The 16,650-nt window shown below is 48.6% G+C and carries 10 protein-coding genes; 8 read left to right on the top strand and 2 right to left on the bottom strand.

Going from position 1 to position 16,650, the window contains the following annotated elements:
* The first annotated feature begins 128 nt into the window (after nucleotides 1-128).
* From rng to JMA39_RS07540, 8 genes are all read left to right on the top strand, one after another.
* Nucleotides 129-1,595 (top strand): ribonuclease G, encoded by a 1,467-nt coding sequence (gene rng, locus JMA39_RS07575; RefSeq protein ID WP_373316313.1) that lies wholly within the window; start codon nucleotides 129-131, stop codon nucleotides 1,593-1,595.
* Nucleotides 1,595-5,887, top strand: coding sequence for a YhdP family protein (locus JMA39_RS07570; protein WP_202721219.1), 4,293 nt, complete (start codon nucleotides 1,595-1,597; stop codon nucleotides 5,885-5,887). Before rng ends, JMA39_RS07570 begins: the two co-directional genes overlap by 1 nt.
* Nucleotides 5,811-6,641 carry a carbon-nitrogen hydrolase family protein gene (locus tag JMA39_RS07565; protein WP_202721218.1) on the top strand — a complete coding sequence of 277 codons (831 nt, stop codon included), beginning with the start codon at nucleotides 5,811-5,813 and terminating at the stop codon, nucleotides 6,639-6,641. The genes JMA39_RS07570 and JMA39_RS07565 overlap by 77 nt, the downstream gene beginning before the upstream one ends.
* Nucleotides 6,642-6,728: 87 nt before the next feature.
* Nucleotides 6,729-8,177: a metalloprotease TldD gene (gene tldD, locus JMA39_RS07560; protein ID WP_202721217.1), complete on the top strand. Its 1,449-nt coding sequence runs from the start codon at nucleotides 6,729-6,731 to the stop codon at nucleotides 8,175-8,177.
* Nucleotides 8,178-8,296: 119 nt separating this feature from the next.
* The gene (locus JMA39_RS07555) at nucleotides 8,297-9,688 is read left to right on the top strand and encodes a TolC family protein (RefSeq protein ID WP_202721216.1); all 1,392 of its coding nucleotides are present in this window, start codon (nucleotides 8,297-8,299) and stop codon (nucleotides 9,686-9,688) included.
* On the top strand, nucleotides 9,678-10,649 hold the full coding sequence (locus JMA39_RS07550; RefSeq protein WP_202721215.1) for an HlyD family secretion protein: 972 nt from the start codon (nucleotides 9,678-9,680) through the stop codon (nucleotides 10,647-10,649). Before JMA39_RS07555 ends, JMA39_RS07550 begins: the two co-directional genes overlap by 11 nt.
* Before the next feature lie 30 nt (nucleotides 10,650-10,679).
* Nucleotides 10,680-11,843: an ABC transporter permease gene (locus JMA39_RS07545; RefSeq protein WP_202721214.1), complete on the top strand. Its 1,164-nt coding sequence runs from the start codon at nucleotides 10,680-10,682 to the stop codon at nucleotides 11,841-11,843.
* 1 nt (nucleotide 11,844) lies between these two features.
* Nucleotides 11,845-12,981 (top strand): ABC transporter permease, encoded by a 1,137-nt coding sequence (locus JMA39_RS07540; RefSeq protein WP_202721213.1) that lies wholly within the window; start codon nucleotides 11,845-11,847, stop codon nucleotides 12,979-12,981.
* A 293-nt stretch (nucleotides 12,982-13,274) separates the two neighbouring features.
* On the opposite strand, the gene JMA39_RS07535 is transcribed toward JMA39_RS07540, so the two are convergent.
* Together JMA39_RS07535 and yjgA are read right to left on the bottom strand one after the other, a co-directional pair.
* Entirely contained in the window at nucleotides 13,275-15,797 is a 2,523-nt protein-coding gene (locus tag JMA39_RS07535) for an Ig-like domain-containing protein (RefSeq protein ID WP_202721212.1), read from the bottom strand.
* Between the two features lie 188 nt (nucleotides 15,798-15,985).
* Nucleotides 15,986-16,528 (bottom strand): ribosome biogenesis factor YjgA, encoded by a 543-nt coding sequence (yjgA, locus tag JMA39_RS07530; RefSeq protein ID WP_202721211.1) that lies wholly within the window; start codon nucleotides 16,526-16,528, stop codon nucleotides 15,986-15,988.
* Nucleotides 16,529-16,650: the final 122 nt, after the last annotated feature.

Here is a 16,650-nt window from a genome sequence, read left to right as displayed (position 1 = left end):
ATATTGGCCCTTTGCTTAATATTGCCAGATCACAAGCTACGCCAAATCCTTTTTAAATTAAGCTATTTCCCTGAGTGGGGTGAGTTGTGAGTAGAAGTCGAATCGCGCAAAACCGAGGGCAGAGAAAAATAGGCTCTGAACTCTTAATCAATGTAACACCTACAGAAGCTCGAGTTGCATTAGTGGAGCATGGTGTTCTGCAAGAGGTTCATATCGAACGACGCATGAAGCGTGGTTTGGTGGGGAATATTTATAAGGGCAAAGTAAGCCGAGTACTGCCAGGTATGCAGGCTGCCTTTGTCGATATTGGCTTAGATAAGGCCGCGTTTTTACACGCCTCCGATATCGTGCCGCATACAGAGTGTGTTGCCGATGTAGAGAAGGGCAACTTTGTGGTGCGTGATATTGCCGAACTCGTGAGACAAGGGCAAGACATCATGGTGCAGGTGGTTAAAGATCCACTGGGTACTAAGGGCGCACGCTTAACCACTGATATCACTCTTCCTTCCCGCTATTTAGTCTTTATGCCGGGCTCTAGCCATGTTGGTGTTTCTCAGCGAATCGAGTCTGAAGAAGTGCGCGCACGGCTAAAGAAAATCACCGAGCCATTTGTCGATGACGACGGCGGCTTCATTATCCGCACCGCAGCCGAGAGTGCCGGTGAAGATGAGTTAGTGCAGGATGCTGGCTTCTTAAGGCGAGTGTGGGCTAAGGTGAGCGAGCGCCGTAAGCGTCGTGGCGTCTCTTTACTGTATCAAGATCTTGCTTTGCCTGTGCGTATCGTACGTGACTTCGTGGGCACCGAGTTGGATCAAATTCAGGTCGACTCTAATCAAACTTACGAAGAGCTTCAGCAGTTCGCCCAAGAGTTTATGCCGGAAATCGCCGACAAGCTTGAGCATTACACGGGACCAGTGCCAATTTTTGACCTCTACGATGTTGAAAACGAGGTGCAGCGCGCGCTTGGACGTAAGGTTGAACTTAAATCGGGTGGCTACCTGATCATAGATCAGACCGAGGCGATGACCACGGTCGATATCAATACCGGTGCTTTTGTCGGGCATCGTAATCTAGAAGAAACCATTTTTAATACCAACCTCGAAGCGACTCACGCGATAGCTCGTCAGCTACGCCTGCGTAACTTAGGTGGGATCATTATTATCGATTTTATCGACATGCTAAACGCCGAGCATAAGAAGCGAGTGTTAGCGAGTCTAGAAAGCTCGCTTTCTAAAGATAGGGTTAAAACCAATATCAGCGGCTTCTCTGGCCTTGGCTTAGTGGAGATGACCCGTAAACGTACTCGTGAAAGTTTAGAGCATGTACTTTGCGGCGAGTGCCCGGTTTGTTTGGGTACAGGCAATTTAAAAACGGTTGAAACGGTTTCTTACGAGATCTTCCGTGAGATCATTCGTCTTAATCGTGGTTACGATGCCGATGAGTTTTTGCTGTACTGCTCTCCCGCCGTTTATCAAAGCCTTAAGGGTGACGAGAGTCATCTACTGGGTGAGCTTGAAGTCTATATTGGTAAGCGAGTACGGCTACAGAGCGAGCCTATGTATGCACAGAACAAATTCGACGTGGTGATAATGTAGTGCCACCTGAATCTTGTTCGCCAAAAAAGCGTACCTTTAATCTCACTCGTGCTTGCTGGCAGTTCCTAGCCATGGTGCTAGTACTCTTTGCCTTGCTAGTCAGCCTATTCCGTGGGCTATTGCCTCAGCTAGACCAAGTGCGCATGGAACTTGTCGCTTTTGTTAAAGCTGAGTATCAAGTGAAAGTCGAAGTAGGCCAGCTTGCCGCCGAATGGCAAGCCTATGGTCCGGCCTTAACCGTCAAAAACTTTGTCTTACCTGCACAGGAAAACCTGCCTGTCACCCTGCTATTTAATCGAGTGCATGTGAAGCTGGATTTTTGGCAGACACTGATCACTGCAACGCCGCAGATTGAGGATGTCATCTTCGATGGAGTGAACGTGGCGCTAGATCTCGATCAGTTAAAGGCGATGACGCCGCGTAACGCAGACGCCAAGCTGCAAACTGACTGGCTTTATAAATTATTGCTAGAGCAGCTTGAGCGCTTCTCAATTACAGATGCTAGGTTTCAACTCTTGAGTCGGGGGCATGACTATCGCCCTATCTTCATTAAAGATATGAAGTGGCGCAATATCGATAACCGTCATCGGGGCGAGGGTAAGTTGTTCCTCGATGCTGACGCTTCTGAAGTCGAACAGTTGGCACTTAGCGTCGATGTTAAAGGCAGTGGCAATCGTCCCGAGTCACTGGTTGGACAGTTGTACCTGGCCGCGCGCTCCCTAGATATTGGTGAATGGGCGTCGAGACAGCCTAACCCTTTCGATACCAGCAAGAGTTTACCGCTAGAAGGGGTGGTTAACCTGCAGGCTTGGGCTGGCTTTTCAAACCGAAGCATCGATGGTGTCACCGTTGAGTTCCAACCTAGTTGGCTAGAGTGGTTCCTCAATGACGAGCCACAGCAGTTTACCATCGAGTCGGGGGCTCTGACTTGGCAGCCTAACGAGCAAGGCTGGAACTTAGCTAGTCACGATCTTAACTTCTCAACCAATGAGCATACTTGGCCAGCGGCTGAGCTTTTTGCTCGGCAAAACGAGCAGGGCATCGATGCCAGCCTTAATCAGCTTGAATTGAATATGTTGCTGCCGCTATTGCCTCTTATTCCTGGCGTAGAACTCGATGCACTTAATCATTGGCAGTCGCTTAAGCCTGTAGGCAAGCTTACCGAGCTTCGAGCTCATTGGGATAACCTACTCAAACAGCCTAAAGTTGCACTTAACCTAGAACAGGTCGGTTGGCAGGCGAGTGGCGCAGTTCCGGGCGTACAGCCGATTGATGCTAAGCTCAAACTCGACGATGAGTCCCTGCGTTTTGCGTTGCCAGCACAGCAGTACACAGTCGACTTTAATGGAGGCTTCGCCGCGCCAATTGAGTTGCAAGGCGATGGGTTTGCTGGTGACTTTAACTTTTCTGACTTAGCCCTCTCGTTACCTGAGGTGCACTTTAGCAATCTGGATTTAGATATCGATGCGGCTCTGCGCCTAGAGTTTAGCGATGCGGTACATATGGCACTACTGGCCAATGTTGATATCAAGGATGTTGCCAATATTCACAGTTACTTTCCACTAAAAGGTATGAGCAGCTCGTTGGTTAGTTATCTTACCGAAGCGCTAAAAGCTGGCAAAACAGATGATGCGGTTGTGGTGTGGAACGGCGCATTTGCTGATTATCCTTACGCTCAGCATGACGGTATTTTCCAGGCCGGCTTTACCCTGTCCGATGCTACGTTTGAGTTTCAAGACACTTGGCCAGCCGTTGATGAGCTAAACCTATCGGCGCTATTTGAAAACGATGCCATGGATCTATGGGTGAACCGAGGTCAGCTGCTCGATGTCAAAGCCGATGGCGCCTATATCGGTATTCCAGCCTTAGGTGAAAGGAGCTTGCTGAGTGTTAAAGCCGATCTCGCCACCACAGCGGAAGCTGCCAATGAGGTGATCCAAAAGTCGCCGTTGGTGGATTCAGTCGGTGCTACGCTTGATGTGGTGCAAATTGCTGGCGATATTACAGGCCAGATCGATCTATCTATCCCGCTTTATGATGGCGAATCAGAGGTGATTAAAGGCACGGTTAACTTTAATGATACGCCTGTGTATATCACTGAGCCTGGGATCCAGCTAGAGAAGCTCACCGGCCAAGTGCAGTTTGTTAATGACGTAGTCACGGGGACAAAGCTTAAGGCCCTCATGTATCAGCAGCCGCTACAGTTTAGCTTTAATACCGAAAGTATGAATCAAAACTACGGCGTCGATGTCACCCTTAACGGTCAGTGGCAGCTCGCTAATCTGCCTGCGGAGTTACATAACCCTCTCAGTGATTACTATTCAGGCAAAGTCGATTGGAAAGGCGATCTGATGCTGATCTTCGATCCACTGGGTTATCAGGTTCAGGCTCGAGTGGAAACCGATCTTATGGGAACCGAGCTTAACCTACCGGCTCCTTTAGGCAAGAAACAAGATGAGGCTAAGCACTTGGTCGCTGAGCTTATTGGCGATAACAAGCAGGCCTCATTAGGGATTAAGCTCGATAAACAACTGGAATTTTGGGGCGGCTTCGATGCCAACTCTGGTAATTCGCTGGCTCACTTCGATCTGCTCTTAGGGCGCTTATTTAAGCCTGGGGATCAGTTACGTAAAAGCCAAGGCCACCTGCAGATCGATCTCGATAACACTGAGTTTTCGCCTTGGCTGCCGGTTATTCAAAGCTTTGTCAGCCAAAGTGATACCGCGGTGTTGCCAGCCGATGCGACTCAGTTAGAGCAAAAATCACTATTTCCGCCCTTGGTATCCATTGACGCCAAGTTTAATAAGCTCGATTTTATGGGGCAGCCGCTAGAGGAACTGCATTTTGCTGCGGCGCCGACCGAGCATGCTTGGCGCTTCGATGTCACTTCACAGCAGTTTGATGGGCGCATCGACTTCTATCCCGACTGGGTCGATCAGGGGCTAAAAGTGGTGGCGAGTAAATTCCATATGGCACCCGAGATGCGAGACGAAGAGAATGCCCATTATAAGTCAGACACCATCATGGCGAACCTGCCACCATTGGCAATTGATGTGGATGATTTCTCACTGTATGGTCGCTCCTTAGGCCACTTAGTGCTGCAGGGGACACCCAAAGCTGAGTCATATCAGATCCAGACAGTGTCTATGACAACGCCTAATGTAGAGTTGAAAGGTACTGGTACTTGGGACATGAGTGATGGCAAGAATTTAACCTCATTTAAGCTCACTTTAGACGCCGATAAGTTTGATTACCTATCTGAGCAGCTGGGTATCGATCCTGGACTGAAGAATGCACCCACTGAGGTAAAGGCCGAGATCTCTTGGATTGGCGCGCCCTATGCATTCTCATTGGAGACACTCAATGGCGATGTGAGTTTTGAGTTAGGTAAAGGGCACCTGTCAGAGGTCAGTGACAAGGGCGCTCGGATCTTTTCACTATTTAGCTTAGATTCGCTATTAAGAAAACTGTCATTGGACTTTTCCGATGTATTCGGTAAAGGTCTCTACTTTGACTCTTTTTACGGAACCTTAAAGCTCGATAATGGTGTGGTGAAAACCACCGATACCGAGATGAAAGCCGTAGCTGGCGATATGCGTGTACGCGGTTATACTGATTTAACCACCGAGAGTTTGAATTACGATATTCGCTTCGTGCCGCAGTTGGCTTCTAGCGTGCCCACAGTTGTACTGCTGAGCACTGGCGGTTGGACCTTCGGTTTAGGTGCATTTGCGCTGACCAAGGTTCTCGAACCTGTGATTGAGGTGATCTCTGAGATCCGCTTTAGGCTTACTGGCACCATGTCAGAGCCAAAGCTTGAAGAGCTAGAGCGTAAGAGTAAAGAGATTGAGATCCCTGAATCTGTGCTACCTAAGGTCACTCAACCTGAGACTCTGCAAGTGCCGGTGGGACCACAAGTCATGGGGCAAACAGCCCCAGCTGTGAATGTCCTCGCCGAGACTAAGACCGAGCCTAAGACTAAGACTAAGGTTAGCACTAAGGCTGTAACTGCCAAAGACGTACAAGCCCCAGCTGTAGAGCTAAAGGCAGTCACACCACCAAATACTGATTTTGTCGATAGTAGCAAGGAGCCTGCAAAGCTAATCCTGATAGAGGGGAAGCTAAGTGAGCAAGCTAAGCAGACTGAGCCTAGTGAGGTCAAAGTGGAGTCATCACCAAAGCCACTGCTAGATGAGAGTAAAGAGGGAGAGTTAGATGCAAGTCAGCCTACTGCAATGTCAAAGCAGCCGCAGCGTATCGGACAACCTAGCGTTTATCGAATCGCAGCTTAGCCTGTTACCCCGTAAAACCGCTGAGCCACAGCTGGTGGTGCTGCCGGAGTGTTGTCTGCTTTTTGGTGGCCATGAAAGCCAGCAACTGCAATATGCCACCGATGCAGAGCAAAGTCCGCTAAAACAAGCATTGGCTGAGCTAGCCAAACGCTATCGGGTTGTGATGGTGGCAGGGAGCATTCCTATTTTGGCCGAAGATGGCCGAGTCTATAATCGCTGTTATGTATTCGATGCAGATGGTAGCGTATTGGGCCAGTACGATAAGCTGCATCTATTCGATGTCGAGGTGACCGACGGCACCAAGCAGTATCGAGAGAGCGATGCTTTTTGCCCCGGCAAGCAGATAGTCGTAGTTGATACCCCTATGGGGAAACTGGGATTGGCCATCTGTTATGACATCCGCTTCCCCGATCTGTTTAGAGCTTTGCGAGAGGCGGGCGCTGAGTTGATCGCAGTTCCAGCCGCATTCACTAAAGTGACTGGCGAAGCTCACTGGCAGGTACTATTACAGGCACGTGCGATTGAAACCCAGTGCTTTATTTTGGGCGCTGCTCAGTGGGGACAGCATAATCAGGGTAGCCGAGAGACCTGGGGGCAAAGTATGATAGTCAGTCCGTGGGGAGAGGTTGTTGCGCAGAAGCGGCAACAGACTGGTTGGCTACAAGCCGAAGTGGATCTGCAAAGCTTACAAGCGATCCGCGCTAAAATGCCGGTGATGACCCATAATCGATTTATATCGCCAAGGCTAAAATAGGCTAGAAATTCAGGGTAAACCGAGATACTCACCAAGAGTGTTCGACTTGCCGCAGTACTTTATTGAATTAATATTAAGAGAGAATAGATGTCACTTTTAACCCAAGTTGGACAGAGCTTATTACAAGATAGGCTAGCAATCGATGATCTGCAAAGCTATTTGAAGCGGATCCATGAACATCAAATTGACTTCTCAGATCTATATTTTCAAGGTAGCCGCCATGAGTCTTGGGTATTGGAAGATGGCATAGTTAAAGATGGCAGCTTTCATATCGAGCGTGGTGTGGGCGTACGCGCCATTACTGGTGAGAAAACCGGTTTTGCCTATGCCGATGAAATTACCCCTGCGGCATTAGAGGCGGCGGCCACCGCTGCACGTGGTATTGCCGTTGCGGGTGGTGAAGGGCAAGTTAATGCTTGGACACAGCAGCAGAGCAAGGCACTTTACATCAGCTCAGATCCTATTGCCGCAATGGAAGAGGTGAAAAAGATTGAGCTGCTTAAGCAAGCCGATGCCTATATTCGCAGCCTAGATAGCCGCATTATTCAGGTGGTAGTGAGCCTGTCTGGTGTCCATGAAGAGATTTTAGTCGCGGCAAGCGACGGCACACTTGCTGCCGATATTCGTCCTTTGGTGCGCTTTAACTGTAGCGTTATTCTAGAGGAAGACGGTAAGCGTGAGCGCGGTGCATCAGGCGGCGGCGGGCGTCATGATTACAGCGTGTTATTAGAAGATGATAGTGATGGACTACCTTATTGCTTCGGCTTTGCCCGTGAAGCGGTGCGCCAAGCTCAAGTGAACCTACACGCGATCGATGCGCCTGCGGGCGAGATGCCTGTCGTACTTGGTGCAGGTTGGCCGGGCGTACTGCTGCACGAGGCTGTAGGCCATGGCCTAGAAGGTGATTTTAACCGTAAGGGTAGCAGTGCCTTTAGCGGTAAAGTTGGTCAGAAAGTCGCATCAGAGTTAGTGACGGTAGTCGATGATGGCACTATGGATAATCGCCGTGGCTCACTGAGCATCGATGATGAAGGTGTACCGACGCAGAAGACAGTGCTGATCGAGAACGGCATCTTAAAAGGCTATATGCAAGATAAGCTCAACGCACGCTTGATGGGTGAGCAGTCAACGGGTAATGGTCGCCGTGAGTCTTATGCTCACCTACCTATGCCGCGCATGACCAACACCTATATGGAAGCGGGTGAGTCAGATCCTGCCGAGATCATCAAGTCGGTTAAGAAAGGGGTTTATGCACCTAACTTTGGTGGTGGTCAGGTGGATATTACTTCGGGTAAGTTTGTGTTCTCGGCATCTGAAGCCTACTTGATTGAAAATGGTGAGATCACTCAGGCGATCAAGGGCGCAACTCTAATTGGTAATGGTCCTGAGTCGATGAGCCAGATCTCTATGGTCGGTAATGATTTGGGCCTAGATAAGGGCGTGGGCGTATGTGGTAAGGATGGTCAAAGCGTTCCAGTCGGCGTCGGCCAGCCTACGCTGAAGCTGGATAAATTGACTGTTGGTGGCACCGCATAGAGCTAGAGTGCCATAAAGTCTAGGGTTTAGTTGTAGATTTTATAGCTAAATCCTAGCGAGCAATATTTAGCAATGATAGTATCTAACAATTAATTAGAGTAATCACTCTAGAGGTGTTAATGAAACGTTCGCTATGTGCGCTGTTGCTACTGTTACCTTTAACCGCTCAGGCTAAGACGATAGCCTTTGATGAGGCGTGGCAGCAGCTGATTAAGGTCAGTGACAAGCTGCAAGCGGGGGCTCAAGAGGTGAAGCGAGCCGAGGCTGAACGCGAGGCGGGTGAAGATATGAATCTTCCCTCGATTAACCTCACAGGCAGTTACACGCGTCTAGAAAAGCCGATTGAATTAGATCTGCGGGATCTTAACCCTCTAGCCTCTCTCGATCCTGCGACCTTACCTCCTGCTCTCGGTGGTGCGCTTGCGGGAATTCCGGGTTCACTGTTTGTCACTCCTTTTACCGAACAAGATATTTTCCGCTCAAGCCTGCAAGCCATGTGGCCTATCTACACAGGTGGTAAGATTACTGCTGCTCAAGGGATCCATGAGGCCGAAGTGGCCGAAAAAGAGCAGCAACTAAAACTGACGACTCGCGATCTATTTCTACAGTTAGTCGATCGCTATTACGCCGTAGCCGTTACCGAAGCCCTGACCCGAACGCAGGCCGAATTGGTTGATTCGCTAAAAGTGCATGTCTCTCATGCTGAAAAGCTTGAGCAACAAGGACAAATCGCTAGAGTCGAGCGCCTCAATGCCCAGGTTGCACTGGAAAATGCCCGCGTAAGTTACGGCAGTGCCAAGCGTCAGTCAGAGATGGCAATGATCGCCTTATCTATGATGCTACATGAACGAACAGTTGATACCACCTCGCCACTATTTATGTTGAACAAGGCTCCTTCTTTACCGCAGTTGATGCAACTGACCCTTAATCAGCACCCAGCATTAAAGCTGTTAGAGGCCAAAGAGGCGCAAGCACAGGGCTTAGTTAATGTTGAGAAAGGCAGCTATCTGCCGACAGTATTTCTCTACGGTAATTACACCCTTTATGAAGATGACAGCCTGTTTGCGCAAATCGAGCCAGACTGGATGTTAGGGGTAGGCGTTAAGGTTCCCTTACTCAGTCGAGATGGCCGTAGCGGCAAGGTTGAAGCCGCTAAGAGCGCCCTGCTACAGGCGAGATACACTAAAGCGCAGACTCAACAGGATTTGAACTTATTGCTCGACCAAAGCTATCGCCAGCTGCTACAGGCACAAGAGGAGGTGGTGTCGTTAAATACCTCCATGAGCCTAGCTGAAGAGAACAAGCGTCTTAGAGATATCGCCTTTAAGCAGGGGTTATCGACCTCAATCGAAAAGGTGGATGCGGAGCTTAAGCTTAATGCGGTAGCGACCCAGCAATTGGGCGCGCAATATCGTTATGTACAAGCCTATGCAAGACTGATGGCGATAAGCGGTCAGCTAGATGAATTTATTGGTAGAAGTATTCAGCAAGGGGAACCTAATGCGCACTAACCGTATCTTGGCCGCAGTGGCATTAATCGTATTAATTGGTGCGCTAGTATATGGCTTAATCCTCGCTTACACACCAAAGCCACAATTACTGCAGGGGCAGATAGAGGCTCGTGAATATAACGTTTCCTCAAAAGTACCGGGGCGAGTCGAAGAGGTGCTAGTGAGACGTGGTGATCTTGTTACTGAAGGTGACCTGCTTTTCGCTATCAATAGCCCAGAATTAAAAGCTAAATTGATGCAAGCAGAGGGCGGGCGTGATGCCGCCGTTGCGATGCAAAAAGAGGCAGATAACGGCGCGCGTAAGCAGCAAATTGCTGCAGCAAAAGAGGAGTGGCTAAAGGCGCAAGCGGCAGCCAAGTTATATCGCACGACTTATGAGCGTTTAGAGGTGCTGTTTAACGAAGGGGTACTGGCAAGACAGAAGCGAGATGAAGCCTTTACTCAGTGGCAAGCGGCTAAGTATACCGAGCAAGCGGCTCTGGCCATGTACCAGATGACTAATGAAGGTGCTCGTGTTGAAACCAAAGCTGCTGCCGCGGGTAATGCTCGCATGGCCGAAGGTGCGGTAAATGAAGTCTCTGCTATCTTGCTTGATAGCCAGATGCGCTCACCCAAAACCGGTGAGATCAGTGAAGTGTTACTGCAAGCGGGTGAGTTGGCGCCGAGTGGCTTTCCTGTCGTTAGTTTGATTGATATGAGTGATGCCTGGGCGGTATTCCAGGTACGAGAAGATCTGCTGAAAAAGTTTAAGCAAGGTGATCTCCTCAAGTTAACCATTCCAGCGCTAGAGCGGGAAGTGGAGTTCAAGGTAACCAATATTGCTGTGATGGGGGACTTTGCCACTTGGCGAGCCACAGAGAGTGGTCATGACTTCGATATGCGTACCTTCGAAGTGGAGTTGCGCCCGAATGAGACGATTGCAGATCTAAGGGTCGGCATGTCGGTGCTATTCACCCTTTAAGGTGAGTCGTACAACTAAGAGGTCAAGGCTTTGATAAAGCTGCTCAAACGAGAGTTTACCGCCCTGCAAGATGATCCATGGCAGTTGGCGTTGATAAGCTATATTCCGCTACTGAGTATCATCGGCTTGTGGCTGCTGTTTAGTGCTGGCTTGCCAAGGCAACTACCGGTTGCCGTGGTCGACTTGGATAACAGTCAAGTGAGTCGCTCATTAGCGCGTCAATTGCAAGCTAACCCAGTGACTAAACCTATTAGTTATACTGGGTTGCCGAGCGCGGTCGAAGCGATGAAGCAGGGGGAGGTTTATGCCTTGCTGGTACTCCCTTATGGGCTTAATCGCGATCTACTGACAGCCAACCCCCCCATCATAGATATTCGTTATAACAGCCAGTTTTTGCTGGTGGGTAAATTACTCTCTAGCCAATTATTGGCTACGATGGCCGATGGCCTCAAACCGCTCGGGGAGCTGAAACTGCTTGCTAATGGGGTCGCACCTGAGCGAGTTGCAGTTAGCCTAAGCCCTATTAGCACTCAAACGACTGCATTGTTTAATCGTAATACCAACTATGTTGGCTTCTTAGTGCCGCCAGTGCTTATTGCACTTTTGCAGCTGCTGGCCATGATGGTATTTGCCAATAGTCTCAATCGAGAGCTGCGCTGGAATACCACAGAGCAGTGGTATGAACTAGGATTATGGAAAGTGATTGCCGCCAAGGTGCTGTTTTACACCCCGATAGTACTGTTGCATGGTAGCTTTATCTTGGCACTTATCTATCTATTTCTAGAGCTTCCCATCGCTGGCAGTATTACTGTGTTATTGATAGCCCAAACGGTGATGTTACTGGCGGTTTGGCTGATGGTGCTGACCATTTTCTTCGCCCTCAAAGATAGCGCTAGAGTTATTAGTTTTTGCACTGCGATGTTTGCTCCCGCTTTTGCTTTTATGGGAGTCACTTTCCCCGTTCATGAGATGCCCGTCCTTGCCCAGTGGTGGCGAGTTATCATGCCTACCAGTCATTACATTGAAACCCATATTGCGGTGGTTAGTTATGGCCAAGATCTACAGGCAAGCTTATCGCAGATGATCTGTTATTGGGGATTCCTGTTGTTACTCATTCCAATCGCTATTTTGGCTAGAAAAGGCTTCCCAGTGACTGAAGAGAGCGAGCTAAGCACATTGGTAAAGGAGCAGTAATATGAGCCTTTTGCAACTTATTTGGTCAGAAATTAAAGCGGTGCTGGCGGACAAAACCATCGTCATTACCGTCTTCGGTGGCGTACTGTTTTATTCGATTCTTTATCCGTTACCCTATCTGAATCAGGTGCCCACCAAGCAGCAGGTGGTGGTGATTGATCATGACCATTCGTCATTGAGCCGAAAGCTTATCCGTGATGCGAATGCTAGCCCTAAAATTGAAGTTATTACAGAAGTAGGCTCAATCGATGAGGCAAAGCGCTGGATCGAAACTGGACGAGCACATGGCTTATTAGTGATCCCCGCAGATTTTAGGCAAGATTTGTTATTAGGCAAAGGTGTCACATTAAGCTATGGCGGTGATGCGAGTTACTTCCTGATCTACTCAGCTATCGTTGAAGGTTTAGTCTCAGCAGGCTTAGATGTCAGTAAAGATGTCCAGCGCATGGGACTGCTAGGCAAAGGGGAAAATGCCGTTGCAGTAAATCAGAGTCTTGATGTGGTTAAACTCAACAGTATCCCCGCGTTTAATCCAAGCTTAGGTTATACGCCCTATGTAGTGCCGGGCCTGTTTCTGTTGATATTGCATCAGACTTTATTGATAGGGATTGGAATTTTAGGGGCAAGCCAATGGAAAAAGCAGGGCTACTGGCGGCAGGTGAGTCCGTTTAAGTTAATCTGTAGCCGTATGGCAGCCTTTATGTTGATCTACAGCCTGCTCAGTAGTTACTACGTTGGTTATTGCTACTATTGGTATGACGTGAGCTTGCAGGCAAGTTTGAGCCAAGTTTGGCTGCTGATGCTGCCATTTTTGCTTGCAACCTGTGCCGCAGGCATCGCCTTTAGTAGCTTGTTTACTCGTCGCGATCTACCGACTCAAGTACTGCTATTGGTCTCTATGCCTATTCTGTTTGTCTCAGGCTTTGTGTGGCCCACAGCGCTTATTCCTGAAGCGGTAGTGGCAATATCACAAGTGGTGCCCGCGGTTCCCGCTATTATGGCCATGTTAGAGTTAAATCAGATGGGCGCTTCGTGGCAGAGCATCATGCCGCAGTGGTTGCAGCTATGGGCCATGGTTGTGGTTTACTCGGGTTTGGCGTATTGGGGCATATCTAAGCGTTTAAAGCCTGCAGCATAATAGATGTGAGTTATAGTGTGGTGTTAATTTTAGTGCGATGCTAATTCTGATTTTTAGCATCGCATTCATTAACGGCTCATCTTGATATTGACTCTGCAAGACGTCGTGAACTCATCTATGCAGCAGATAATAGCTCCTTCAATACCAAGCTGATCTTCATTGGACTGTGAGATTCATCGCGTATGCAATTAAATTGCAATTAGGCGATAGAATCAGATGCACTCATGATAAATAAAAAGCCCGCGGTAACCTAAGTTACTGCGGGCTTTTTGCTTGTTGAAAATAGCTGGCGTTTAAGTGCCGCTAAGTTCTACTATGAATGAAATACCTGATTTTACCGCTTTTGGTGTCTCAACTTTGAGTGAAACCGAACTGCTCTTAGCTGGCTCACCAACACTGGTAGGGTCGATATCATTGGTTAATACAAAACTCGTACTACTGCCGCCTACCTGTGTGCGGTTTTGCACTTCATAGCTGTCGGCGTCCAATTCCCCTTTGCTGGCTGTCGTTGTCAGTGTGGTTTTCGCAGGCATGATCTGGTTAGCACTATCGAAGAAGCGTACATGGAACACCGATGAGGCTCCCGCTGGGATGGCATTTGGCGTAATGCCTCCTTGTTGGCCGTCGGTGTAGATAACTGCGCCGTCTTGATGAATCTCAAAGTGAGCAGTAGAGCCAGACATCGTCATGATCAATGCTTTACGGATGTAGGTCTTGTTGGCTTGAGCATAACCACATAAGCTGCCCGTACATTGAGGGCCATTAAATAGTCCATCTGCAGCAGAGTATGTGGGATTTGATGCCGTATTGAAGTAGGGCTCGCCCTGTGTGTGTGCACCAGATTCGTCATCATCACGAAATGCATCGCCTAAATCGCTAAAGCCTTGAGCATGATAAGTTTCGATATCCATGCCGTTACCAGTACAGGCTACTGCAGTGCCATTTTTGTCGAGGCAGGCTAAGGCAATAGCGCTGCCATCTGCATCATCAAACACATTGTTACCGTCAGTGTCGAAGAAGGTCTCATGGCCGAGTGCGTAAGCTAGGACTGTGATGCGGTGATCGGGCACGCGGGGATCGGCTGAGGTCCACTGAACGCTACAACTGCCGTTAACTGTGACGCAGCTTGGCTCAATTTGGCCGCCCTCGGCGGTAAAGTTGATGGTGGTGTCATCGGGTGCTGGGTTGCCAAAGCTGTCCGAGGCATAAGCAGTAATCGATACTTTTTCGCCATTGTGGTTTGCGGCCTCTGGATTAAACAAGCTACTAGATAAGCTAAAGCCTAACTGCAGTGGTAGACCAGTATTAATGGTGAGTTGCTCGGATTGAGTGGTAACCGACTCTCCATTCGCCGTTGCGGTTGCCAGTACGCGAACGGGAGTTGGCATAGTGCCTGATAATACTGTAGCGCTTACAATGCCTGCCGAGTTACTGGTATTGCTAGTGCTTGTGTCACCGTTAGCGAAACTAATGCCGCCAACATTGGTGTCCAGTGAGAAATTGACTGCCTGCTGAGCGATAGCCTGACCGTTGGCATCAGCCACTTTGAAGGTGATGAGCGACGATTCACTAGAGCCTGTACCGCCAGCGCCTTTTATGCGAATCGAGGTTGGCTCGGCAGAGATAAAGCTTAAGTTGGCTAAGGTCTGGCTCGCCAGCGAAAAGTCGAGTGTTGCCGACAGGGTTTGGTTACCCGCAACAACCGATGCGATGATCTGGTCATCACGCTGGCTATTGCCGCTACAGCTGGTGTTTTGGAAAGTAGAGCTCGCTGTACCTGACAAAGTCGTTACCGGTGAGTCTATGCTGGCATCATTAGTTGAGATACAACTTGAGCTGAAGTTAACGCTGGTTGGCGTTTGTAATCGTGTATAGCTACCGTCGTCATTTTTAGTGGCTAAGTCTGCAGTCACGCCAAATGTGCCACCTGCGCTGACAATATATTTACCTGCTTCAAGCGGGAGTGTGGTGGCGAGTTCATTTTCTGTAAAAGTGCTGCCGTCTGCTGAGAAGTTGCCGATCACGATAATCCCCTCGTCACTCACTGCACCTTTTGCTAGCACTTCATAGAGGCCTGAACTTTGATAAGTCTTGCCGTTATCTTCAAGAGTCACGGATAAATTAGCGGCGCCAAGTTCACTTTCAGTTGGTGTGTAGCTGACCTGAGCAATCCCGTTTTCTTTAGTCAGAGCTGAAGCTGGGTTTAGGCTAGCGCTACCTGCCGTGAAGGTCGCCATCTTACCTGCTACGCCTTGGCCCTGTTCATCTAAAAACTGGGCTTGCAGCTGTACGGTTTCATCAGCTTTAAACTGAGTCACAACGGCGGTGCCGTTGATGATAGCACTATTTAAAGTGAACTTAGGCTCCGATGGTGCCGTTGCTGAAGTGAACTCGAAATTCTTGCTGGCATTGGCACTGTTATCACCTTGGATGAAGCTGGCACTTAGTGTTCCAGCTCCTTCAGCTGCTGAAGGGTTACTCACAATCACTTCGGCTATGCCGCTGGAGTTGGTGAGCTTAGTCGAGACTGAAAGCTGGCCGATAGTTGTGGAGAATGAGATCAGTTGGCCACTGCGGTCACTATTGCCTTGTTTTAAATGGGCTACGGCACAGAAACTGCCATTAGCAGAAAAACTGAGTGAGTCAGTTGGTTCGGCACAAACGCCATTCTCGACCGTTTTATAGCTTAATGCGAGGCTGTAAGTACCGCCGTTGTCGGTATCACCATTGTCATCCGATGCGCCGTTACAGCCACCGAGTAGAGAAAGACAGAATAAAGATAGGGGGAGGGTAGCCAGTTTTGAGGGCAGGCGCATTTGCATATTCCTTAGTGCTACAAATTTTTACTGAAACAATGCCGAACGGTAAAGGATACCAATCGGTATAAGCTGGGACCTTCAGTAAAAGCCTAAGAAATAGACCCATAAAAAAGCTCCCTAAGTATAGTTAATACTAAGGGAGCTATTGTGTAGCTATATAGTGATGATGTCTACATATGTAACGATTAATCTTTGATCTCGTTACGTAAGTATCTACCAAACTCTTTAGCTGTCTTAGACGCGGCGATATCTGGGTTCTTCGTTAGCTCTTTTTTAGTCTGACGAATAAACTGGCGTAGCTTCTGACGATCGAATTCAGGATGCTGTTCGATTAGCGCCTGAACCGCCGTATCACCTTCGGCTAGCAGTTGATCGCGAGTCTTATCAGCGACGTTAGTTTTAGCACTCTCGTTACTGTTTTGGTTCAATACGTTCTTTAATGCGACCTCTAACTCTTCGAGATCGACATAACGCATTAACTTGCCAATATATTGGATATGGCGACGGTATGCTTCGGTATTGATCTTGATTGTTTTGGCTTTCAAGACGTTATCGTAAAGCGTTTCATCGAGTTCTAGCTTTTGCACTTGGCTTTTACTTAGTGCGACTAACTTTTTACCATATTCCTGATAGATAGCGATCTCGCGTTTAACGTCCGCTCTACTTTCGTAGTTATCATCTTGGTCATAGGGCTGGTGGAAGTGTTCTGAGTCACCGACAATCTTCATATCTAAAAATCTCTTACAAATTCTGAGCTAATAATAACATCTATACTTGCTTATTTCCTTTCCTATTTTAGTTGTTACCTAGGTTTAGGAGGCGATATGTTTAGCTATTCCACCGCGATTGT

It is taken from the genome of Shewanella schlegeliana (assembly GCF_016765635.1).
In the GTDB taxonomy this organism is placed as follows: domain Bacteria; phylum Pseudomonadota; class Gammaproteobacteria; order Enterobacterales; family Shewanellaceae; genus Shewanella; species Shewanella schlegeliana.
Note: the sequence above shows the minus strand (reverse complement) of the source record. Positions and strands in the feature narration are given on the sequence as shown.